The following is a 22,607-nucleotide window of genomic DNA, read 5'->3' on the forward strand; positions in this document are numbered from 1 at the left end:
TTCTGCCTCGAGTCCCGCCTGATGCGGGTACCCGGGTTGGTGTGGACGACCTCGATTCTTCCACCGTCGCGGCGGGACCGGCAGGGCCGGATTGGTGGCGTTAGTCACATCTAAGGTCTCGGCAAGCGGGACGGGTCGACACGAACCGGCCGGTGTAACACGGGCGTAACTGCGGAGCACTAGGGTTCGGGTATGGATCGCCAACAGGAATTCGTGCTGCGCACCCTCGAGGAGCGCGACATCCGCTTCGTCCGGCTGTGGTTCACCGACATTCTCGGCTACCTGAAGTCGGTGGCGATCGCGCCAGCCGAACTCGAAGGCGCGTTTGCCGAAGGGATCGGCTTTGACGGTTCGGCGATTGAAGGACTCTCCCGGGTATCCGAGGCCGACACCGTCGCCAAACCCGACCCGTCGACGTTCCAGGTGTTGCCGTGGACGAGCGACGACAAGCACTATTCCGCGCGAATCTTCTGCGACATCACGATGCCCGACGGGACACCGTCGTGGGCCGATCCGCGCAATGTCCTGCGTCGCCAACTGAACAAGGCCGCCGACCAGGGCTTCACCTGCTATGTCCACCCGGAGATCGAGTTCTTTCTCCTCAAGGACACCCCAGACGACGGGGCACCGCCGATCCCCGCGGACGGAGGCGGCTACTTCGACCAGACGTTCCATCATTCGGCCCCTAACTTCCGACGGCACGCGATCGACGCACTCGAATCGATGGGGATCTCCGTCGAGTTCTCCCACCATGAAGCTGCGCCGGGTCAACAAGAGATCGATCTGCGGTATGCCGACGCACTGTCGATGGCCGACAACGTGATGACGTTCCGCTACCTGGTGAAGCAGGTCGCGTTCAACGACAACGTCCGGGCGACGTTCATGCCCAAGCCGTTCAGCGACCATCCGGGTTCGGCGATGCACACCCACCTGAGCCTGTTCGAAGGCGACACCAACGCCTTCCACGATCCTGACGACCCGATGCAGCTGTCGACGGTCGGTCGCCAGTTCGTCGCCGGAATCCTGGAGCACGCCACCGAGATCAGCGCTGTCACCAACCAGTGGGTCAACAGCTACAAGCGACTCGTCTACGGCGACGAGGCACCGACCGCGGCCACGTGGGGCCGGGCCAACCGTTCGGCGATGGTGCGGCTGCCGCTGTACACGCCGAACAAAGCGTCGTCGCGTCGTGTCGAGATCCGCACCCCCGACTCGGCCTGCAACCCGTACCTGTCGTTCGCGGTGATGCTGTCCGCCGGACTCAAAGGCATCGAGGAAGGCTACGAACTGCCCGAGGAGGCCGAAGACAACGTGTGGGCGTTGACGCCGGCCGAACGTCGGGCGATGGGTTACCGCGAGCTGCCCGGCTCGCTGGCCGACGCGCTCACCGAGATGGAGAAGTCCGAGCTGGTCGCGGAAACCCTGGGCGAGCACGTCTTCGACTACTTCCTTCGGAACAAGTGGGCCGAATGGGCGGCGTACCGCGGCCGCGTGACGCCGTTCGAGCTCGAGCGCTACCTGCCGTTGTAAGGGGTTCGAGAGTGAGGAGAGGTTCAGGCCGGTCGGCCGTCCCGAGCCCAGGGCGGCTCGGCCTGCTCGACGAGAACGCGCGCGAGAATCTGACCGCGCTCGGCTGGTCGTCGCCGGACGACGTCGATCTACTGTGGGCTCTGTCGCGTGCCCCAGACCCGGATCTCGCGTTGCGGGCATTGGTTCGGCTGAGCGAGCGGGAAGACGGCCAGTGGCGGGAAGTCGACCGGCTGCTGCGCACGTCGAAACCTTTCCGCGGGCGCCTCCTGTCGGTGCTCGGCGGCTCCGATGCGCTCGCCGACCACGTTATCGCCGAACTCGACGCGTGGCGGCTGCTGGTCGACGACGCGATGCCGACCGTCGAACAGTCGCGGTCCGCGCTGTTGGCGGCCGTGGAAGCGACACCGGACGCGAGCGCCGTAGCCTCCGACCTGACGTTCCGTGCCGGCGTCACCGGCAACGACGCTGTCACCTCGCTGCGCCGCGCCTACCGTGACCAGATCCTGATTCTGGCCGCGCACGATCTCGCGGCTACCGTCGAGGACGAGCCGGTCCTGTACCTGCCTGAAGTCGGCGGCCGACTCGCCGACCTCGCCGACGCGGCGTTGACAGCGGCGTTGGCCGTCGCGATCGCCGACGTCCTCGGCGACGACCCGCTCGAGACTCGCATGGCTGTCGTAGCCATGGGCAAATGCGGTGCGCGCGAGCTCAATTACGTCAGCGACGTCGACATCGTCTTCGTCGCTGAACCCGCCGACACGACCTCGGCGCGGATAGCGGGCGAGATGATGCGGATCGGGTCGCTCGCGTTCTTCGACGTCGACGCCGGGCTGCGACCCGAAGGTAAGTCGGGTGCGCTGACCAGAACCCTCGAATCCCACATCACCTACTACAAGCGGTGGGCCAAGACCTGGGAGTTCCAGGCGTTGCTGAAGGCTCGGCCGATGGCCGGGAACATGAGCTTGGGCCGCGACTACGTGCTCGCGACGTCGCCGATGGTGTGGGACGCATCCGAACGCGACGACTTCGTCCCCGAGGTGCAGGCGATGCGCCGACGAGTCGAATCACTGGTACCCGACGACCACAAGGCGCGGAACCTCAAACTCGGCCGCGGCGGGCTCCGCGACGTCGAGTTCGCCGTTCAACTGTTGCAGATGGTGCACGGTCGGGTCGATGCCTCGTTGCGTGTCCAGTCGACGCTCGATGCACTCGATGCGCTCATCACGGGCGGCTACATCAGCCGTGACGACGGCGCGAACTTCTCCGCGTCGTACCAGTTTCTCCGGCTCCTGGAACACCGGCTACAACTGCAGCGATTGCAGCGGACACACTTGCTACCCGACCTCGACGACGAGCCTGCCGTGCGCTGGCTGGCGCGGGCCGCGCACGTTCGCCCCGAAGGCGACAAAGATGCGGCGCTCGTCTTCCGGCGTGGGCTGCGCCGACAGATCACGCGGGTGCGGCAGTTGCACGAGAAGCTGTTCTACCGTCCGCTGCTCGACGCCGTCGCGCGACAGGACAAGGGCCTGCTGCGGCTCACCGACGACTCGGCCAAACGCCAGTTGGCCGCGCTCGGCTACGCGATGCCCGACCGCGCGCTCGAACACATCCGCGCGTTGGCGTCCACGCCTGGCCGGACCGGAGCCATCCAGTCGATGATTCTTCCGGGGCTGCTCGAGCACATCAGCGACGCGCCCGACCCGGACGCGGGCCTGCTCAATTACCGCAAGCTCAGTGAACAGATGGGCACCACGTCGTGGTACCTGCGTCTGCTGCGCGACGACGGCGTCGTCGCCGAATCCTTGATGCGGGTGCTCGGGACGAGCGAGTACATCGCCGACCTGCTGATGCGGTCGCCCGACGTCATCCAGATGTACTCGATCGGCGCGACCGGCCCCAAACTCACCGAGATCGACTCCGCCGATGTCGCGAAGGGACTGCGGGCGTCGATGCGGCGCGCGCCCGACCTGACGCGGGCGATCGCCGTCGCCCGTTCCCACCGTCGGGCAGAGCTCGCCCGGATCGCGTCGGCCGACATCCTCGGCTTGATGAGCGTCCAAGAAGTGTGTCGCGCGCTATCGATGGTGTGGGCTGCGGTTTTGGACGCGGCCCTCGACAAGGTGATTGAGGAGTCGCTGCGGACCCGTGGGACCGCGGCGCCCGCGCGGATTGCCGTCATCGGCATGGGACGGCTCGGCGGCGGCGAACTCGGGTACGGCTCGGACGCCGACGTACTCTTCGTCTGCGAGCCCGTCACCGGGTTCGACGACTCCGACGCGGTCGCGTGGGCGCAAAGCGTCGCCGAACAGGTGCGGACGATGCTCGGCTCACCGAGCGCCGACCCCCCACTCGAAGTGGACATCGGGCTGCGGCCCGAAGGACGCAACGGTCCGGTGGTTCGCACCCTCGTGTCGTACGCCGCCTACTACCGCCAATGGGCGGAGGCCTGGGAAGTGCAGGCTTTGTTGCGCGCGCACACCATTGCCGGCGACGGCGACCTCGGCTTGGACTTCCTGCACATGATCGACAAGACGCGCTATCCGGCCGGGGGCGTGTCGCCCGACGCGGTCCGCGAGATCCGCCGGATCAAAGCGCGCGTCGACTCCGAAAGGTTGCCGCGCGGAGCGGATCCGGCGACGCACACCAAGCTCGGTCGCGGTGGACTCGCCGACGTCGAGTGGACGGTGCAACTGACCCAGCTGCGTTATGCGCACGACTATCCGTCGCTGCACAACACGTCGACGTTGGAGACGTTGGCGGCGATCGCCGCCGCCGATCTGATCCCGACCGAGCAGGTCGACATCCTCACCGATGCCTGGATCACCGCGACGCACGCCCGCAACGCCCTGGTCCTAGTGCGGGGCAAACCCGTCGACCAGCTTCCTGGCCCTGGACGCCAACTGCGGGCCGTCGCCTATGCGGCCGGGTGGCCGCAGGAGGACGCGACGGAGTTCCTGGAGCACTACATGCGGGTGACGCGCCGAGCGAAGGCCGTGGTCATTGAGGTCTTCGGCGGCTGACCGTTCGGCGGCGTGTGCCAGTTCGGAGATATCGGGCTTCTCCCGTAGGCTTCCGGGAATGGGATCCTTACGTACCCGAATCGGGCATAAGGTCGCTGCCGCGATCGTCGCGTCGGTTCGCGTCGGACAGCAGGTGGCCAAACCTGTACTAGTTTTCGGAAACGAAGTGGTGCAACGGTTCCCGAAGGAACTGGTCCCGCTAGGCAGCGAACAGAACGACGCGCAGGGTCGCGTCGTGTACGACTTCTTCGCGGGCATCGGCCCCGAATTGGCGCACCCGGGCGGCGACCTTCCCGGCGCCAACCGCTGGGGCGAGCCGCTCGATCCCGACCACCCGATCCCGGTGATCCTCGCGCACGGCACCGCGGGCGGTGCACAGACCAACTGGGCGACGTACGTTCCGTTACTGACCGATGCGGGCTATTCGGTGTTCACCCTGACTTACGGTGCGATCGAAGGATCGCGGTGGCCGATCTCGGCGCTCGGCGGTATGCGGCCGATCGAGGAGAGCGCCGCCGAGTTCGGCGCGTTCGCCGAGAAGGTGATGGGAGCGACGGGCTCCGACAAGATCCACGTCGTCGGACACTCGCAGGGCACCCTGGTGCCGAACTATTGGGCGAAGTTCCTGGGCGGAGCCGACAAGATCGGCAAGTACGTGTCGCTCGCCCCGCTTTGGGAGGGCTCGTCGGTGATCGACACGGCGAGCTTGGTGTTCACCGGGGCCAACAAGAGGCTGGGACTCGATCCCGCGACGGTCATCCCGTGCCGTGCGCTCCCGCAGATGATGGACGGTTCGACGTTCATCGCGAAGATGAATTCCGACGGCGGCCCCTATGTTCCGGGCATCGAGTACACGAACATCTCGACGGTGCACGACGAACTCGTCCGACCGTTCACCTCCGGTCAGAAGGCAGGCACCGACGACGTGACGGTGCACAACATCGTCCTGCAGACCGGGTGCGCCAAAGACCTGTCCGACCACCTCGGCATCTGTGGATCGCCCCGCGCGGCCGCCTACGTCCTCAATGCGCTCGACGATGAGCCGACGCGCGTCGTCCCGTGCCAGGTGGTCGCGCCGTTCTTCGGGACTCCGCTGCTGCGCCGGACGGGCGGCGTTCCGGAGTTCATCAAACCGTTTGCGGCATCGCCGAAACGCTCGCCCGCGACGACCCGTTCAGTCGATCAGTAGCCGTCGACGATCTTCAACGCGAAGATCAGGGTGTCGTCGCCCTTGATCCCAGCCTGATCGTTGCCGTTGGGACCGTAACCGTCGGTCGGGGTCATCGCGACGGCCACCGTCGATCCGACCTTCTGGCCGACGAGGGCCTTCGAGAAGCCCGGCACCACGCCCATCGGATTGAATTTGGCGGGTTCGCCCTTCTCGAAGGCGCTGTCGAACGTCTTGCCGTCGCGGCCGTTCACTCCCTGGTAGCAGACCTGCACGTCCATCGCCTCGGTCACCTCACCGCCGTCGCCCTCCTCTAGCGTCTTGACGGTGGTCTCGTCGACGGTGAACGGTCCCTTCACTGTGATGAGGGGAGCGGCGTCATCGGTCGGCGCCACGACCGCGAGCGAGCCCGTCTTGCCCTGCAGAGTCCAGTCGGCCTTGGTGCCCGCAGCGGGGACGTCCTTCGGGCACGAGAGGGCGTCCGACGAGTCGTCGTCCGACGAGCACGCGGCAAGGGTGAACGCGGTGAGTGCCGCGGGAACCAGGATCAGGGGCTTGAGCTTCGTGGTCAGCGTCATGAAGGTCAAGGCTACCGGCAGGTGCCTCCGGGCAGCAGGGCCAGGTTGGCGTTCAACCAGTCGGCGACCCGATCGAGTTCGCGAGTGCCGGTCTCGAATGCCATTTTGGCCCGGTGCGTGCTCATCGAGACCGCCACCTGCTTGCCGTTGGCGACAGTCAACACGCCGATCTGCCGGACGACGTAGCCGCCGTCGGGTGCCTCGCCCCAACCGCCTTTGACGGGAGTGTGGTCGCCCACCAAACGAAGGCCCCACTCCTGGACGCCCGCCACGTCGCGCATCAACTCGAGGACGTGGTCGCTGCCGATCATGCACGGCAGATGCGCGGTCCAGGTCGCCGAATCGGCGAGACTCCACGGCGTCTCGCCGAGCATCGGATAGTCGTCGCCGTGGCGCGGTGCCGGGACCGTCGTCGTGTCGCCGCCCTCCCGAAGGACAGCGGTGAGTTCCTCGGACGCCCCGACCGGCGACCCGAGCGAGCGGGTGAGGACGCGCGCGGACAGATTGTCGGAGTCGATGAGAGCGTTCGCTTCGGTGCGGCTCATCCCATGCTTGCGTTCGGCGGCCAGGCCGAGCGGAACTTTGATCGTCGACCACGCGTCCTGGACGTGCTGATCGCCGAGCAGAATCGTCTCGCCGCCGCCGACAGGGGTGAGTGCGACACCGGTCGGCGTCGTCAGCTTCAGAGCATTGAATGAACGCTGCAGACTTTCGGCGTGGGACAGTTCCGCAGTCGCTGTGGGGGTCGTAGGCGTGTCGTCGTCGCCGTCCCGGCCGAACACGACATAGCCACCCACGCCGAGGACGATGACGACGGCGGTCACGATCACGGCGGCGGCAAGGGCGCGTCTGGAACGGCGTCCGCCGTCGTCCGGCGTCTCGATCCGGTGCCGCCCGCTCATCGACCAGTCCTCTCCCGTGCTGTTCGCAATGTCTTAACGTGTACCGGACGTGGACACTACCTGTGACGTGTCGTCGCGGGCACGCCGCCCCCGACGACGAAACGGCCCGCTCGGAAGAGATCCGAGCGGGCCGTTTCGTAGCAGATCAGCAGTCGTAGTAGAGCGAGAACTCGTACGGGTGCGGACGGATCTGGATGGGCTCGATCTCGTTGTCACGCTTGAGAGCGACCCAGGTCTCGATGAGATCCTCGGTGAACACGCCGCCGGCCGTCAGGTAGTCGTGGTCCTCTTCGAGACGATCGATGACCGCGGCCAGCGAGGTCGGGGCCTGCGGGATGCCCTTAGCCTCCTCCGGCGGAAGCTCGTAGAGGTCCTTGTCGACGGGCTCGTGCGGCTCGATCTTGTTCTTCACACCGTCCAGGCCCGCCATCATCATCGCGGCGAACGCCAAGTACGGGTTGCCCGAGCTGTCGGGGCAACGGAACTCGACGCGCTTGGCCTTCGGGTTGTTGCCCGTCACCGGGATGCGGACGCAGGCGCTGCGGTTGCGCTGGCTGTAGACCAGGTTAATCGGGGCCTCGTATCCCGGGACCAGACGCTTGTACGAGTTCATCGTCGGGTTGGTGAAGGCCAGCAGCGACGGCGCGTGATGCAGGATGCCGCCGATGTAGTGGCGGGCGATATCGGACAGACCCGCGTAGCCCGACTCGTCGTGGAACAGCGGCTTGCCGTCCTTCCACAGCGACTGGTGGGCGTGCATGCCCGAACCGTTGTCACCGAACAGCGGCTTCGGCATGAAGGTCACCGACTTGTTGTTCTGCCACCCGGTGTTCTTGATGATGTACTTGAACAACTGGACGTCGTCGGCCGCGTGCAGCAGCGTGTTGAACTTGTAGTTGATCTCGGCCTGGCCGCCGGTGCCGACCTCGTGGTGGCCGCGCTCAAGCTCGAAACCCGAGTTCTGCAGGTTGGTCGACATCTCGTCGCGCAGATCCACATAGTGGTCGTACGGTGCGACGGGGAAGTAGCCGCCCTTCTGGCGGACCTTGTAGCCGAGGTTCGGGGTGCCGTCCGGGTTGGTCGGCGACGCCGAGTTCCACCAGCCGGACACCGATTCGACCTCGTAGTGGGTCGAGTTCATCTCGGAGCTGAAAGAGACCGAGTCGAAGATGTAGAACTCGGCCTCAGCGCCGAAGAAGCAGGTGTCGGCGATGCCGGTCGAGAGCAGGTAGTTCTCGGCCTTGCGGGCGACGTTGCGCGGGTCGCGGCTGTACGCCTCGCGCGTGAACGGGTCGTGGACGAAGAAGCTGATGTTCATCGTCTTCGCCTTGCGGAACGGGTCGATGCGAGCCGTCGCCGGGTCGGGCAAGAGCATCATGTCCGACTCGTCGATGGACTGGAAGCCGCGGACCGACGAGCCGTCGAACGCCAGGCCCTCGGTGAAGACGTCCTCGTTGAACGCCGCTGCAGGGATCGAGAAGTGCTGCATGGTGCCCGGCAGGTCGCAGAAACGGATGTCGACGTACTCGACGCCTTCGGACTTGATGCCTTCGAGCAGCTCTTCGTTCGTGTTGTACACGGTGGGCCTGACTCCTTAAATCAAACGTCCGGTCAGAACCTCTGACCGCAGGTCGCATCGACCGGATTCGGCAGGTGCGACTCTCACCAAGAAATCTATGGAGGTGAGGTTGCCCGGGCGTCAAGCGAATGTTTCCCCTGTGTTACGTCACGGGCGACGTGTTACAGGCTAGTCGTCGGTCGACGTCGCGTGTGGAGTGATCGGCGCGTGTGTGCCGGTAGTCACGGGAATTGGATCATACGTTTCGCCGACTACGATGGTGCCATGACTGCACGGCGTGAAGAGGAGACGTCCCGGCGCGCGATGGGATCGTGGCTGTCGGGGACCCAGATGCCGGGCGGTGAGAACAACGACTATCGAGGGGAAGACCTCGGTCTTCCGGAGGATGGCACCGGCTCGCTGGCCACCGGTTGGCAACGCGTCCTCGGTCTTCTCGCCGACTGGCTCATCTCGTACGGCGTCGCGTTTCTGATCTTGGGCGGGTGGGCGAACAACATCGGGACCACGGTGCTCATCGTCTGGTTCGTGATCGGTGTGCTCGCCGTGACGTTCTTCGGCTTCACCCCTGGCCAATACATCACCGGCATGCGGGTGGCGCGGGTCGACTTCGGAGCTGAACGCGGTGCCGCCGAGGCTACCGGCGAGGTGGCGCGGGCAGCAGTCGGACCCGTCCGCGCGCTCGGGCGTCAGCTGCTGATCAGTTTCGTCGTTCCCGCGCTCATCAACGACTACAACGGTCGCGCGATGCACGACCGGGCCACCGGCACAGCGTTGGTCCGGACCCGCGGCTGACGCAGTCCCGCCCGTCGAACGACCTGTCCCTGCTAGATCGGGGTGCGGCTGTCGCTCAGCGACGGCGGACGGTGCGGGCGGCGCTGCGCATCTTCGCGCCCTGCGGCATCGGGCCCTTGGGCATCGCGGCACCGGTGCCGCCCTTGGCCTTCAGCGCGGACAGGCGTCCTTCTAGCGCGTCCATGCGCTTACGGTCGATGTTGCCGGGAAGCTTGCGGATGTGACGCTCTAGTTTCGAGAGCGGAATCTCGCCGTCGCCGTTTCCGACGATGATTTCGTAGATCGGGGTGTCGCCGACGACCCGGGCGGCCTTCTTCTTCTCCTGAGACAGCAGTGGCTTGATGCGATTCGCCTGGCCTTCGCCGACAAGGATGACGCCCGGCTTACCGATCACCCGGTGCACAGCGTCCAAATGAGAGGTGCCGACTACGGCCTGCTGCACTCGCCACTGGCCCTTGATGTTGCTCAGTGCCCAACCAGCGGCACCCGGCTGTCCCTCCGCCTTGCGGTACACAGTTTTCTGGACACGACGACCGAAGATGATGAACGAGAGCAGCACGCCGAGGATCAGCCCGAGCGGAATCATCAGCCACAGCGGGCCGAAGTTCGCGAACAGCGACAACACCACGAAAATCGCCGTGACGACGACGATGATCCCCGCCATCAGCGGGATGAGGACCCTGTCTTCCTTGCGCTGCATCTGGAACGCCTGCCAGATCTGCTGACGCCGTTCCTTGCTCGCTGCCTTACGGGCGGCCTTCGCGGCAGCCTTCGCCTCTTTACTCGCCTTGTCTTGCGCCTTCGCCATGCCCACAGTCTACGATGCCCGTTCGAAGGGGCCCGCACACCGGTCGGCGACGGGCGAGGACGGTCAGTTCGCCAGGCGAGCGAGCACGCTCGAGGCTTCCTGCGCCGTCGATCCCTCGGCGGTCAGATGGGCGAGTTCGGGTGGCAGTTCGCGACCATGCCGGGCCATCGCCTGCGCATACAGGCGACCCGCGCGGTACGACGACCGGACCAACGGTCCTGCCATGGCACCGGCGAAACCCAGTTCTTCCGCGTACTGCGAATGCTCGACGAACTCTTCGGGCTTCACCCACCGCTCTACCGGGTGGTGGCGCGGCGACGGACGTAGATACTGGGTGATCGTCACGATGTCACAGCCGGCGTCGTGCAGGTCACGCAGTGACTCCCGGATCTCCTCCGGCGTTTCGCCCATGCCCAGGATCAGATTCGATTTGGTGACGAGACCGAAGTCGCGCGCCTGCGTGATCACGTCCAACGACCGCTCGTAGCGGAATGCCGGACGGATCCGTTTGAAGATGCGCGGAACAGTTTCGACGTTGTGGGCGAGGACCTCCGGCCGCGACTCGAACACCTCGGCCAGCAGGTCGGGTTTCGCGTGGAAGTCCGGAATCAAGTTCTCCACTCCGGTGCCCGGGTTGAGCTCGTGGATTTTGCGGACAGTCTCGGCGTACAGCCAGACGCCCTCGTCGGGGAGATCATCGCGGGCCACTCCGGTGATCGTCGAGTACCGAAGACCCATCGACTTCACCGACTCGGCGACGCGGCGCGGCTCGTCCCGGTCGAGCGGAGCGGGCTTACCGGTGTCGATCTGACAGAAGTCGCAGCGGCGGGTGCACTGTTCGCCACCGATCAGGAACGTCGCCTCGCGGTCTTCCCAGCACTCGTAGATGTTGGGGCAGCCGGCTTCCTCGCACACCGTGTGCAGGCCTTCGCCCTTCACGAGCGCCTTCAGCTCGGTGTACTCCGGGCCCATCGTGGCGCGCGTCTTGATCCACTTCGGTTTGCGTTCGATCGGAGTCTGCGCGTTGCGGACCTCGAGTCGGAGCAGTTTGCGGCCCGACGGAGCGTCGGCAGGCGACGCGGGAGCAGGAGCGGGGGACGGGGTGGACGGCGAATCGGTCACTGCGGGATCAGTCACTGCGAGATTCCTACGGTTGCGGTTTCGGGTTCGGTGAGCGCGTCCTCGGTGTGTCCGGGCGACGGCGGAGTCGGATCGTCGAGGCAGTCGGAGACCTGGGCGGTCACCTCGTCGAGTACGTCGTCGACGGACACGTCGACACCAGTCTCCTTCGTAATCGACGTGACGCCCGCATCGGCGATGCCGCACGGGACGATCGCATCGAATACCGACATGTCCGTGTTCACATTCAATGCGAAACCGTGCAACGTGACGCCCTTGGCGACGCGGATGCCGATCTGGCCGAGCTTGCGTTCGCCCGCGCTGTCGCGGATCCACACACCGGATCGGCCGTCGATGCGACCGGTCACGACCCCGCGCGCGGCGCACGCACGGATCAACGCCTCTTCGAGACGACGAACGTAGTCGACGACGTCGACGGGTTCGGCCAGTTTGACGATCGGATATCCGACGAGCTGGCCGGGGCCGTGCCAGGTGATGCGGCCGCCGCGGTCGACGTCGATGACGGGCGCGCCGTTCACCGGGCGATCGGACGGCTCGGTGCGTCTGCCTGCCGTGTACACCGACGGATGCTCCAACAGGAGCATCACATCGTGGTCGATCTCACCGGAGGCGCGCTTCCCGGCCAGCTCGTGCTGGAGCCGATACGCCTCGTGGTAGTCGACGGTGCCGAGACGACGAACCTCGATGGGTTCGGTGCTCAGCCGGGCAGATCCGTTACGCACAGCAACTCTCCTGGGCAGAAATGAGGGCGAAGGGGGCAGATACGAGAGGGAGGGGAAACGAGTGGGGCACCGCATACGCACGCACGACACCTTCAACGTCACGCGCGGTACGAACTATTCCCCCCGGACGACGACCGCCGCCCGCACCGACCCTCAGGTCGCAGCGGACGGCGGTCATAGTCGGACGGAACGTCTTACAGTCCCAGATCGGCGGCGAACTCGGCTGCTTCGAGGCGGTGACGAACGGTCGTGAGGAAACGACCGGCGTCGGCGCCGTCGATCAGTCGGTGATCATATGTCAACGGCAGGTACGCCATCGATCGTGCCGCGATCGACTCGGTACCGTCCGGCGCGGTCAACACGACGGGACGCTTGACGATCGCGCCGGTGCCGAGCATTGCGGCCTGCGGCGGAACCAGGATCGGAGTGTCGAACAGCGCGCCCTGGCTGCCGATGTTGGTGATCGTGAACGTACCGCCCGCGAGTTCGTCGGGCTTGAGGCCGCCGCTGCGGGCACGATCAGCGATGTCGGCGATCGCACGGGCGAGACCGGCCAGCGACAGATCGTCGGCGTTATGGATGACCGGCGACAGCAACCCCTGCGGCGTGTCGACGGCGATGCCCAGGTGCACGTTCGCGTGGTACGTGATCTCCTTGGCGTCCTCGTTGATCGACGCGTTCACGTTCGGGTGCACCTTGAGCGCCTCGACGACAGCCTTCGCGAAGAACGGCAGGTACGTGAGGTTGACGCCCTCGGCGGCCTGGAACTTGGCCTTCGCTGACTTGCGCAGCGTGGCGATCCGGGTCATGTCCACTTCGTGGACCTGAGTCAGTTGTGCGCTGGACTGCAGCGATTCACGGGTCTTGGCGGCGGTGATCTGGCGGATCCGGTTGATCTTCTGGGTGGTTCCGCGCAGGGCGGCCAATTCCGGGTTTGCCGTGGCCGGTGCAGCAGTGGGGCTGGGAGCGGCTGGTGCGGCGGGAGCAGGTGCGGACGCGGCCGGAGCCTTCTTCGCCTCGGCCGCGGCGATCACGTCCTGTTTGCGGATACGACCGCCGACTCCGGTGCCGGTCACCGTCGACAGGTCGACGTCGTTCTCGGCGGCGAGCTTGCGGACGAGTGGCGTCACGTACGGAGTCGACTCGAGGGTGCTCGTCTCGGCGGCCGGTGCAACCGGAGTTGCCGCCGGGGTCGGTTCAGGAGTCGGGGCCGGAGTCGGCTCAGGTGTCGGAGCCGGTGCGGCAGGCTCGGCCGCGGCGGGCTCGGGAGCCGGGCTCGCTGGCGCAGCGTCCGTCGGCGCAGCATTCGCATCGCCGACGACGGCCAGACGGCCACCGACCTCGACAACGTCGTCGGTATCGGCGACGATCTCGAGCAGGACGCCTGCGACCGGCGACGGGATCTCGGTGTCGACTTTGTCGGTCGAGACCTCAAGGAGTGCTTCGTCCACGTCTACGGAGTCGCCGACCTGCTTGAGCCAGTTGGTGACGGTGCCTTCGGTGACAGACTCGCCGAGCTCGGGCATCACGACGTCGGTACCCGACGCAGAGCCTGCCGGGGCGGCAGCAGCAGGTGCCGCCGCTTCGGGCTCCGGTGCAGCCGCTTCGGGTTCGGCGGCTGCCGGCTCGGGCTCGGGCTCGGCTGCGGGAGTCTCGGCGGCCGGTGCGGCCTCGCCTGCGTCACCGATCACGGCGAGCTGTCCGCCGATCTCGACGACGTCGTCCTCGTGCGCGACGATCGAAGTGAGGACACCCGCCACGGGTGAAGGGATCTCGGTGTCGACCTTGTCGGTCGAGACTTCGAGCAGGGGCTCGTCGACTTCGACGGTGTCGCCTTCCTGCTTCAACCATTGGGTGACAGTGCCCTCGGTGACGCTCTCACCCAGTGCGGGCATCTCAACAGAGAAGGCCATTACGTGTGACTCCCTAAACTCGTGAACTTTTTTATGTCCGGTCAAGCCGATGCGGGTCTGTCTGCGTGAGCGAGGGTATGCGCACGTGTATTGCAGGCGGTGGATCGACCGACTCCCGCGATTCACAGTACCCGCAGTCTGCTGCACGCTCAGGGGAGTGGCCCACCTACCCACGAGTAGCCGTGGGGGAGCGGGTCAGCCGTTCTCGGCGATGTCTTCGAGGACGGCGACGAGAGTCCGCACGGGCACGCCGGTGCCGCCTTTCGGCGTGTATCCCCACGGGCCCGTCGTGTTGAACGCGGGGCCGGCGACGTCTACGTGCGCCCACCCGACACCGTCGGCGACGAACTCGCGCAAGAACATTGCCGCCGACAGCATTCCGCCCCACCGGTGGTTGGTGACGTTGGCGAGATCTGCGACCCTCGAGTCGAGGTCGCCGCGCAGCTCGGCGGGCATCGGCATCGGCCAGCCATTCTCGCCGACGTGCTGTGAGAGTGTCGCGACCCGGTCGCGGAACTCGTCGGTGCCGAGGACACCGGGTGTGCGGGTGCCGAGCGCGACCATCTGCGCGCCAGTGAGGGTTGCGGTGTCGATCAGGTAGTCCGGGTCGTCCTCGCATGCTCGGACGATCGCGTCGGCTAGGACGAGCCTGCCTTCGGCATCGGTGTTGAGGACTTCCACGGTGGTGCCGCCGTATTGGGTGAGCACGTCGCCCGGACGCTGCGCGGTGCCCGACGGCATGTTCTCGGCCATCGGGACGGTTGCGATGACGGTGACGTTCACGTCGAGTCGGGCCGCGGCGACCGCGGTCGCGATCACCGCTGCTGCACCGCCCATGTCCGATGTCATCGCCTCCATGCCGGCCGGGGGCTTGAGAGAGATGCCTCCCGTGTCGAAGGTGATGCCCTTGCCGACGAGAGCGACAGTCTTATCCGATCCCTTCGCGTCGTGGACTAGCCGGACCAGGCGCGGGGGACGCGAGCTGCCCTTGCCGACGCCGACGATGCCGCCGTATCCCTCTTTGACGAGCTGTGTGTCGTCGAGAATCTCCACGCGCAGACCGGCCTGGCTGCCGAGCACTCGGGCGCGTTCGGCGAACTCGGCGGGGAAAAGGTGGCTGGGCGGGGTGTTGACCAGGTCGCGGGCGATCGCGACGGAGTCGGCGACGGCCACCGCGTGATCGAGTTCGGCGCGGTTCTCCTTGGTCTTCGGAGCCAACAGTCGAACCTGAGACGGCGGGCGCTTGTCCGACCGCGACTTCTCGGTGCGGAACTCGTCGAACCGGTACGCGCCGAGGTAGAAGCCTTCGGCGACCGGCCCGATTTCGGCGGCCGACAGCGTCGACACGACATGGTCGACGCCGTCGAGTGCGCGGATCGCGGTGCCTGCCGCCTTACGGAGTGCTTCCGCGTCGTCCGCGTCGTCGCCGAGGCCGACGGCGAGGATGCGCGACACCGGCAGTGCAGCGGGAGCCGGGATCGTCGTCAGATCCCCCGACTTGTGGGTCGCGCCCAATGTCGCCAAAGCGTTCGACACGGCTTCGGCGGTCTCGTCGTCGAAGAGGTCGTCGGGGATCAGGAGGGTCGGTGGTTCGTTCTCGGCTTCGGCGGCAATCAGACCGATCACCAGGACGTCGTCGTCCTTGGCGAGGGCGGTGGTCAGTTCGATGCGCGGGCCGCGTACGCGGGCGGAGAAATCGTTGCTGCTCACGGAAGTCAACTCTGCCACAGCGGGGTGTGCCCCAGTCATCGGCGCCCAGTCATGTGTGCCAGTAGCAGAGGCGGGCGCTACCGTATCGGCATGACCGAACTTCTCGCCGGCCCCATCGCCGACCGTCACGTCGCCCTCGGGGCATCGTTCGCCGCGTTCGGCGGCTGGAACATGCCCGTCTCGTACTCCGGCACCGTCGCCGAACACACCGCAGTCCGCGAAGCCGTCGGGATCTTCGACGTGAGCCACCTCGGTAAGGCGCTCGTCGTCGGGCCGGGCGCCGCGGAATTGGTGAATCGGACCCTCACCAACGACCTGGGCAAGATCGTGCCGGGTAAAGCGCAATACACGATGTGCTGCACTCCCGAAGGCGGAGTGATCGACGACCTGATCACCTATCTTGTCAGCGACGATGAGGTCTTCCTGATTCCGAACGCCGCCAACACCGCGACGGTCCTCGACGCGTTGCGGGCTGTCGCTCCCGCCGACATCGAGATCACCGATCTGCACCGCGAGCACGCGGTGTTCGCCGTGCAGGGGCCCCGGTCGAGCGAGGTCCTGCAGGCACTCGGTCTGCCGACGGAGATGGAGTATATGGCGTTCGCCGACGCATCGTTGCACGCCGACGGCGAGACCCGGGCGGTGCGGGTGTGCCGCACCGGGTACACCGGCGAGCACGGCTACGAGATTCTGCCTCGCTGGGCGGACGCCGGACCGGTGTGGGACGCCCTGATCGCTGAGGTCACCGCCCGCGACGGGCTGCCTGCTGGGCTCGGTGCCCGCGACACGCTCCGCACAGAGATGGGGTACGCGCTGCACGGGCACGAACTGAACGTCGACGTCACGCCGGTCCAGGCGCGCAGTTCGTGGGCGGTCGGCTGGGACAAACCGGAGTTCTTTGGGCGCGACGCGCTCGTCGCCGAACGCGAGGCCGGGCCGGTCCGCCGACTGTACGGACTGAAAGCAACCGGTCGCGGTGTTCCGCGCGCGGACTGCACGGTCCACGCGGAAGCAGGCGGCGACCAGATCGGCGTGTGCACCTCCGGAACCTTCTCACCGACCCTCAAACAGGGCATCGCACTCGCGTTCATCGACGTCGCGTCGGGGATCAAGAAAGGTGCGACGGTCGTCGTCGATGTCCGTGGACGTGCCCTCGAATGCGACGTGGTCCTGCCGCCGTTCGTCGAAGGTCACGTGTGACTCGCGAGGCTGGGCAGGTGCACGAAAACCCGATTGCGGGTCGGCGTTAGGATTGTCTGCATGACCTTGGAGTTCACCCGCACCGAACATCCCCACCCTGTTTCCGAAGGTCGCCGCGCCGAGATACTCGCCGCGCCGGGCTTCGGCAATTACTTCACCGATTACATGGTGTCGATCGATTTCGACAGGGAGCAGGGATGGAATCGGGCGCGGGTGACTCCGTACGGCCCCATCGCGCTCGATCCCGCCGCGATGGTCCTGCACTACGCGCAGGAGATCTTCGAAGGACTCAAGGCCTACCGGCAGCCCGACGGTTCGATCGCGGCGTTCCGACCCGACGCGAACGCTGAACGATTCAACACGTCGGCGCGCCGTCTGGCGATGCCGGAGCTGCCGACCGAAGTGTTCATCGAGTCGCTGCACCAGATCCTTTCCGTCGACAACGGGTGGGTGCCGCCCGCGGGCGGCGAAGAGTCGCTCTACCTGCGGCCATTCATGTTCTCCACCGAGGCCAGCCTGGGTGTTCGTCCGGCCGACGAGTACCGCTACGCGCTGATCGCCTCGCCGGCGGGCGCGTACTTCTCCGGCGGCGTCAAACCGGTCAGCGTCTACCTGAGCACCGAGTACGTGCGCGCGTCGCCCGGCGGCACCGGTGCGGCGAAGTTCGGGGGCAACTATGCTGCATCGCTCCTCGCGCAAGCGCAGGCCGCGGAGAAGGGCTGCGATCAAGTCGTCTGGCTGGATGCGATCGAACGCCGGTACATCGAGGAGATGGGCGGTATGAATCTGTTCTTCGTGTACGGGTCGGGTTCGCAGGCGCGTCTGGTGACCCCGGAGCTCAGCGGATCGTTGCTGCCGGGCGTCACGCGTAAGTCGCTGCTCACGTTGGCCGCCGACGCGGGTTACGAAGTGCAGGAACGCAAAGTCTCCACCGAGGAACTCGCAGCGGACGTCCGCAGCGGCGATGTCACCGAGGTGTTCGCGTGTGGCACCGCCGCCGTCATCACCCCCGTGGGCCGCGTCCTCAGTGACTCCGACGAGTACACGATCGGCGGCGGCGAGACCGGTGAGGTCACCATGGCGCTGCGCGATACTCTCACCGGACTCCAGCGTGGCACATTCGCCGACACCCACGGGTGGATGACCACCCTGTATCCGGCGCCGTAACGCTCGGCGCAGCCCAGGCTCACACGCACAGAATCACGAGTGCGAGCACGGTCGACAGCTCGATCGTGGCGCCGAGCACATCCCCGGAGACGCCACCCATGCGGCGGCGACAGTGCGCGGAGAACGCAACCGAGAACACCGCGACGGCGGCGACCGCGCACAGTGCGCGGATCCCGAGCGGCCACGCCGCGCCCGCGGCGAGAATCGTCCACACGAGGATCGACCAGCGGGCTGTCCCGGCGACGAGCGCGCCGAACCCTTCGGCGTTCGCGGGAGGCAGTCCGACGCGGCAGACGTAGACGACGGCGACTCGGGCGAGCGCGACGGCGAACCCGATTTGCCACCAGCGCTCGTCCGCGGCCAACGCGCCGACCGCCACCGACTGCGCGCCGAGCACGATCGCCAGCGTCGCCGCACCGAACGGGCCGACGTCGCCGCTACGCATCACCTCGCGAACCCGGACGGCGTCGCCGTAGCAACCAAGGCCGTCCGCGGTGTCGGCGAGACCGTCCACGTGCATACCGCGGGTGGACAATGCCAGCAGTGCGACGACGAGCACCCCGACCAGCAGGTCGGGAAGTTCGGTGAACGAGAGACCATAGGCCGCAGCGGCCGCGATGCCGCCGAGCAACACGCCGACTAACGGCACGGCCGCGATCGCAGCACCACCCGTCGAGCGATCCATCTCGACGCGCGGGGTGGGGAGGGGAGCGACCGTCAGCCAGCTGACAGCCACCTGGACTGCGGTGAGTGGGCTACGCCCCATCGCTGACGCCGGCCTCGGCGAACGTCGCCATGTCGATCAGGACGTCGACGGCGGACAACACCACCGACAGAGCGGTCAGTGCGCCGGTGCCCTCGCCGAGTCGCATCGACAGATCGACGATCGGTTCGAGGCCGAGGTTCTTGAGCGCGAAAGCGTGCGCGGGTTCGGTCGATTGGTGCCCCGCCCGCCACCACGACGACGCGCCCGGCGCCATCTGTTCGGCGACCAGAGCCGCGGCAGTCGTCACCACACCGTCCAGAATCACCGGCGTCCTGCGGACGGCCGCTTGGGCGTAGAAGCCGGCCATGGCAGCGAGGTCAGCTCCGCCGACGGCCGCTAGCAGGGACAGCGGCTCGTTGCGATACCGGCGGCCGAAACGCATGCCGTCGCGGATCGCGGCGGTCTTGCGGATCCACGTCTCGTCGTCGATGCCGGTGCCGCGTCCGACGACGACCACCGGCTCCTGCTCGGTGATCGTGCCGATAAGGACCGCGGCAGGCGTAGTGTTGCCGATCCCCATGTCGCCCGCGATCAGCAGATCGGCTCCCGAGTCGACGAGGCCGTCCGCGATGGCGCGCCCGGCGGCAACCGCGCGGCGCGTCTCACCGATCGTGAGCGCCTCACCTCGTCGCAGGTCCCCGCTGGAGTGCCGCACCTTGTAGTCGGTGTTGACGGCGTGGCCTGCGGGCAGATCGACGTCGGCGGCGATGTCGAATGCGTGCACGCTCGCGCCGATGCGTCTGGCCAGCACGTTCACGGCCGCGCCGCCTGCCGCGATGTTCGCGATCATCTGGGCGGTCACCGCAGGCGGGAATGCGGACACACCGTTCTGCGCGACACCGTGGTCACCGGCGAACACGGCGACCGCGGGAGCGCTGATCCGGCGCGGCGGACACTGCGACTGGCATGCCGCGATCCAGTCACCGAGGTCTTCGAGCCGGCCGAGTGAGCCGGGCGGTTTCGTGAGGGTGAGCTGCCGGGCCCGCGCTTCGGCGATGGTAGACGGGTCGGGCGGGTCGATGGCGACGAAGACCTCGGCGTCCGTTCCGTCCGGCACGGCTGCGCCCACGAACTCGACTGCGCTGGTTTCAAGAGCAGGCACGGGCGCAGCAATGGCGCCGATCGGTGTGGGTGTCGGGGCCGACTCGGCAGGCTCGGTGGTCTCGTCGGCCGGGAGGTCGAGTACTCGCCCGGCCACGACGAGGCGAGCCGTGTCGACGACCTGCGCGACCCGGGAGTTGAGGGCGCCGAGTTCGTCGGCGAAACGCCGACCGGAAACGGTCGGCGCGACCACTGACAACCCGACTTCGGGGCTGACGACGACGAGGTCGCCGAGATGGTCGCCGATCGCCGCGCACAGTTCGTCGACCTCAGCTTCGATCGACACCGTCGCGTCGTCCCATGCGTTCGCGCGGTCGAGAACACCCGTCAACCAGGTGCCGAGATCGTCGAGGAGAGTCGCCGTCGTCGGGTCGGCGCGCAGGTCTGCTGCGGGATCGGTGGTCTCGACGGTGGTGAACCGCTCGGTCCGCCGCTCGTGGTGTGCTTCGACGCGCGCCTGCCATGCGGCGTCGTCGGCTGCGACCGGACCGGTCGCCAAGTACTGGACGCGGTCGGCGTCGGCGAGGAGACGTTCAGCGTGCGCCGACTTGCCTGAGCGAGTCCCGCCCAGCACCAGAGTACGCACCGCTAGACCTTGTCACCCGGCTTGACCAGCGGTTTCGGTGCGCGCATCATCCGCAACTGCATAGCGCGCGTGAAGGCGTACCAGCCGAGACGGAAGCGGCTCTCCTGCGTGTCCGGGTGGCGTTCGCGGACCCGCTTGTTGACCGTGCGGCCGAGGATGTACGAGTCGATCGCCATGAAGATGACGAACACCAGCAGCACCAGATTCGCGAGGCCGGCGATCTGCGGGATCATGATCGCGACGATCAGGAACACCGCGAACGGCATGAACAGACCTGCGAAGTTGCGGCGCGAGTCGACGATGTCGCGGGTCATGCGGCGGACCGGCCCCTTGTCGCGGGGCATCAGGTACTTCTCGTCGCCGCTCATCATCTTCTCGCGCTGCTCGAGGCGAGCTTCACGACGTTGCGAGCTGAGCTCCTTGCGTTCGCTCTTGCTCATCGACGACTTGAGTGCCTTCTTGCGGGCACGAGCTTCGGCGCGCGTGGTCGGCGGCGGCGCCACCGGGCCGCGGCGCTTGTTCTGAGCGTCGCGCCGCTTCGGCGTCGGACGTCCCTTGCCGGGCGTCTGCGTCGGCTTGTCGAGCGACACCTCGTCGGTGCGGGCGTCGTCGGTGTTCGGGGCGTCGTCGACGGTGTCGTCGGTGCTCGTCGCATCGGACTTCCAAGGCAGCTTCACGCCTTCGAGACTAGGCGATGACGGAGCGTCGTCTGGAATCGGGCGGTAGCCTGCGGCGCATGAACCGAGCAACCGGTGCCCGCGGGCCGATGGTCGTGGTCGCGCCGGACGAGTACGGCGGAACGCTCACCGCGACCGCGGCCGCGGCCGCGATCATCGACGGGTGGTCGTCGGTGCGACCCCACGACCGATTCGACGTGTTGCCGCAATCGGACGGCGGCCCAGGCTTTGTCGCGGTCCTCGCCGCCGCGGGCGCAGTCGCGGTGCGCACGGCTCTAGTCTCGGGGCCGATGGGCGACCCGGTGGCCGCCGAGTACGGGATCGCAGTAGACGGGACCGTGTACGTGGAGGCCGCGCAGGCATGCGGACTCGCGATCCTCGGACGGCGGCCGTCGCCGGAGACGGCTCTCGCGGCCACCACCGCCGGGGTCGGTGAGTTGCTGCAGATCGTGATCGCCGACGGTGCCGAGCGCATCGTCGTCGGACTCGGCGGCAGTGCGACGACCGACGGCGGCCGAGGAGCCCTCAACGTGTTCGGTGGACCGGCGGATGCCGCCGACCGGTTCCGCCGGATCGATCTGGTGGTCGCGTCCGACGTCGACAATCCGCTACTCGGGCGGCAGGGTGCGGCGCAGATGTTCGGTCGGCAGAAGGGGGCGGACTCGGCGACGGTCGAATCGTTGCAGGCGCGGCTCACCGCGTGGGCAGACGATCTGGCGCGGACCGGCCGCGATGTCCGCGATTGGCCTGGAGCAGGAGCGGCGGGCGGACTCGGCGCCGCGCTCCTCGCGGTCGGTGGTCGACGCCGTCCGGGAACAGATGTGGTCGCGGATGCGACCGATCGGCGGCGGAGGCTTGCCGAAGCCGACCTGGTGATCACTGGCGAAGGCCGGTTCGATGCGCAGACCGCGCACGGCAAGGTCGTCGCGGCGCTCGCCGCGGACGTCGGAAACGCGCCGCTCCTGGTCCTCGCGGGCCAAGTGTCGGGCCACGTGAGGATAGCCGGTGTGGCAGGCGTCTGGTCGGTTGTGGAGCACGTCGGTTCTCTCGACCGTGCGATGAACGATCCCGGGCCGTCGTTGGCGAGTCTGGCCGCGCGCGTCGCCGGCGAATGGGTCATGCGGGGCTCAGTGTGAGAACGTCCGTGTGAGACTTGCAGCAGGGGATGCTGCGGGAATATGCACACGGCGAGTACCGTTGACCGTGTCAGACCGACGACGCCGGGTCCGCCAGATCCATGTCAGCGAT

General features: G+C 67.1%; 18 protein-coding genes. 7 read left to right on the forward strand and 11 right to left on the reverse strand.

Features of this window, described 5'->3' with window-relative positions; all coding sequences use genetic code 11:
* The first annotated feature begins 192 nt into the window (after window positions 1-192).
* From MP11Mi_RS13850 to MP11Mi_RS13860, 3 genes are read left to right on the forward strand one after another with little or no spacing between them, the layout of a single operon-like run.
* The gene (locus MP11Mi_RS13850) at window positions 193-1,530 is read left to right on the forward strand and encodes a glutamine synthetase family protein (RefSeq protein WP_420039479.1); all 1,338 of its coding nucleotides are present in this window, start codon (window positions 193-195) and stop codon (window positions 1,528-1,530) included.
* 11 nt (window positions 1,531-1,541) lie between these two features.
* Window positions 1,542-4,550 carry a bifunctional [glutamine synthetase] adenylyltransferase/[glutamine synthetase]-adenylyl-L-tyrosine phosphorylase gene (locus tag MP11Mi_RS13855; protein ID WP_420039480.1) on the forward strand — a complete coding sequence of 1,003 codons (3,009 nt, stop codon included), beginning with the start codon at window positions 1,542-1,544 and terminating at the stop codon, window positions 4,548-4,550.
* 58 nt (window positions 4,551-4,608) lie between these two features.
* Window positions 4,609-5,739 (forward strand): esterase/lipase family protein, encoded by a 1,131-nt coding sequence (locus tag MP11Mi_RS13860; RefSeq protein WP_420039481.1) that lies wholly within the window; start codon window positions 4,609-4,611, stop codon window positions 5,737-5,739.
* Here the strand turns inward: MP11Mi_RS13860 and MP11Mi_RS13865 are convergent.
* From MP11Mi_RS13865 to glnA, 3 genes are all read right to left on the reverse strand, one after another.
* On the reverse strand, window positions 5,733-6,296 hold the full coding sequence (locus MP11Mi_RS13865) for an FKBP-type peptidyl-prolyl cis-trans isomerase (RefSeq protein ID WP_420039482.1): 564 nt from the start codon (window positions 6,294-6,296) through the stop codon (window positions 5,733-5,735). The two genes, MP11Mi_RS13860 and MP11Mi_RS13865, sit on opposite strands and share 7 nt — an antisense overlap.
* Before the next feature lie 11 nt (window positions 6,297-6,307).
* Window positions 6,308-7,198 (reverse strand): serine hydrolase, encoded by an 891-nt coding sequence (locus MP11Mi_RS13870; protein WP_420039483.1) that lies wholly within the window; start codon window positions 7,196-7,198, stop codon window positions 6,308-6,310.
* Window positions 7,199-7,343: 145 nt separating this feature from the next.
* Window positions 7,344-8,777 (reverse strand): type I glutamate--ammonia ligase, encoded by a 1,434-nt coding sequence (glnA, locus tag MP11Mi_RS13875; RefSeq protein WP_420039484.1) that lies wholly within the window; start codon window positions 8,775-8,777, stop codon window positions 7,344-7,346.
* Between the two features lie 264 nt (window positions 8,778-9,041).
* Here glnA and MP11Mi_RS13880 point away from each other — a divergent pair, with 264 nt between their 5' ends.
* Window positions 9,042-9,569 carry an RDD family protein gene (locus MP11Mi_RS13880; RefSeq protein ID WP_420039485.1) on the forward strand — a complete coding sequence of 176 codons (528 nt, stop codon included), beginning with the start codon at window positions 9,042-9,044 and terminating at the stop codon, window positions 9,567-9,569.
* Window positions 9,570-9,624: 55 nt separating this feature from the next.
* On the opposite strand, the gene MP11Mi_RS13885 is transcribed toward MP11Mi_RS13880, so the two are convergent.
* From MP11Mi_RS13885 to MP11Mi_RS13905, 5 genes are all read right to left on the reverse strand, one after another.
* Window positions 9,625-10,377, reverse strand: coding sequence for a DUF4191 domain-containing protein (locus tag MP11Mi_RS13885; protein WP_420039486.1), 753 nt, complete (start codon window positions 10,375-10,377; stop codon window positions 9,625-9,627).
* A 63-nt stretch (window positions 10,378-10,440) separates the two neighbouring features.
* On the reverse strand, window positions 10,441-11,499 hold the full coding sequence (gene lipA, locus MP11Mi_RS13890) for a lipoyl synthase (RefSeq protein ID WP_420712883.1): 1,059 nt from the start codon (window positions 11,497-11,499) through the stop codon (window positions 10,441-10,443).
* Window positions 11,500-11,510: 11 nt separating this feature from the next.
* A complete protein-coding gene (gene lipB, locus MP11Mi_RS13895) occupies window positions 11,511-12,239 on the reverse strand; it encodes a lipoyl(octanoyl) transferase LipB (RefSeq protein WP_420039488.1) in 729 nt (242 codons plus the stop codon).
* Between the two features lie 194 nt (window positions 12,240-12,433).
* Entirely contained in the window at window positions 12,434-14,152 is a 1,719-nt protein-coding gene (gene sucB / locus MP11Mi_RS13900) for a 2-oxoglutarate dehydrogenase, E2 component, dihydrolipoamide succinyltransferase (RefSeq protein WP_420039489.1), read from the reverse strand.
* Between the two features lie 195 nt (window positions 14,153-14,347).
* Entirely contained in the window at window positions 14,348-15,862 is a 1,515-nt protein-coding gene (locus MP11Mi_RS13905; RefSeq protein WP_420039490.1) for a leucyl aminopeptidase, read from the reverse strand.
* A gap of 90 nt (window positions 15,863-15,952) precedes the next feature.
* Here MP11Mi_RS13905 and gcvT point away from each other — a divergent pair, with 90 nt between their 5' ends.
* Together gcvT and MP11Mi_RS13915 are read left to right on the forward strand one after the other, a co-directional pair.
* Window positions 15,953-17,062 carry a glycine cleavage system aminomethyltransferase GcvT gene (gene gcvT, locus MP11Mi_RS13910; protein WP_420039491.1) on the forward strand — a complete coding sequence of 370 codons (1,110 nt, stop codon included), beginning with the start codon at window positions 15,953-15,955 and terminating at the stop codon, window positions 17,060-17,062.
* 60 nt (window positions 17,063-17,122) lie between these two features.
* Window positions 17,123-18,229: a branched-chain amino acid aminotransferase gene (locus MP11Mi_RS13915; protein WP_420039492.1), complete on the forward strand. Its 1,107-nt coding sequence runs from the start codon at window positions 17,123-17,125 to the stop codon at window positions 18,227-18,229.
* 19 nt (window positions 18,230-18,248) lie between these two features.
* Here the strand turns inward: MP11Mi_RS13915 and MP11Mi_RS13920 are convergent, their stop codons facing one another.
* From MP11Mi_RS13920 to MP11Mi_RS13930, 3 genes are read right to left on the reverse strand one after another with little or no spacing between them, the layout of a single operon-like run.
* Complete coding sequence (locus MP11Mi_RS13920; RefSeq protein WP_420039493.1) at window positions 18,249-18,995, reverse strand: adenosylcobinamide-GDP ribazoletransferase; 747 nt, start codon at window positions 18,993-18,995, stop codon at window positions 18,249-18,251.
* Complete coding sequence (gene cobT / locus MP11Mi_RS13925) at window positions 18,985-20,682, reverse strand: nicotinate-nucleotide--dimethylbenzimidazole phosphoribosyltransferase (RefSeq protein WP_420039494.1); 1,698 nt, start codon at window positions 20,680-20,682, stop codon at window positions 18,985-18,987. Before cobT ends, MP11Mi_RS13920 begins: the two co-directional genes overlap by 11 nt.
* Before the next feature lie 2 nt (window positions 20,683-20,684).
* On the reverse strand, window positions 20,685-21,359 hold the full coding sequence (locus MP11Mi_RS13930) for a DUF3043 domain-containing protein (protein WP_420039495.1): 675 nt from the start codon (window positions 21,357-21,359) through the stop codon (window positions 20,685-20,687).
* A 59-nt stretch (window positions 21,360-21,418) separates the two neighbouring features.
* Between MP11Mi_RS13930 and MP11Mi_RS13935 the strand changes: the two genes are divergently transcribed.
* The gene (locus MP11Mi_RS13935; protein ID WP_420039496.1) at window positions 21,419-22,495 is read left to right on the forward strand and encodes a glycerate kinase family protein; all 1,077 of its coding nucleotides are present in this window, start codon (window positions 21,419-21,421) and stop codon (window positions 22,493-22,495) included.
* The last annotated feature ends 112 nt before the right edge of the window (window positions 22,496-22,607 follow it).

The organism is Gordonia abscondita (assembly GCF_032711245.1).
Classification (GTDB): domain Bacteria; phylum Actinomycetota; class Actinomycetes; order Mycobacteriales; family Mycobacteriaceae; genus Gordonia.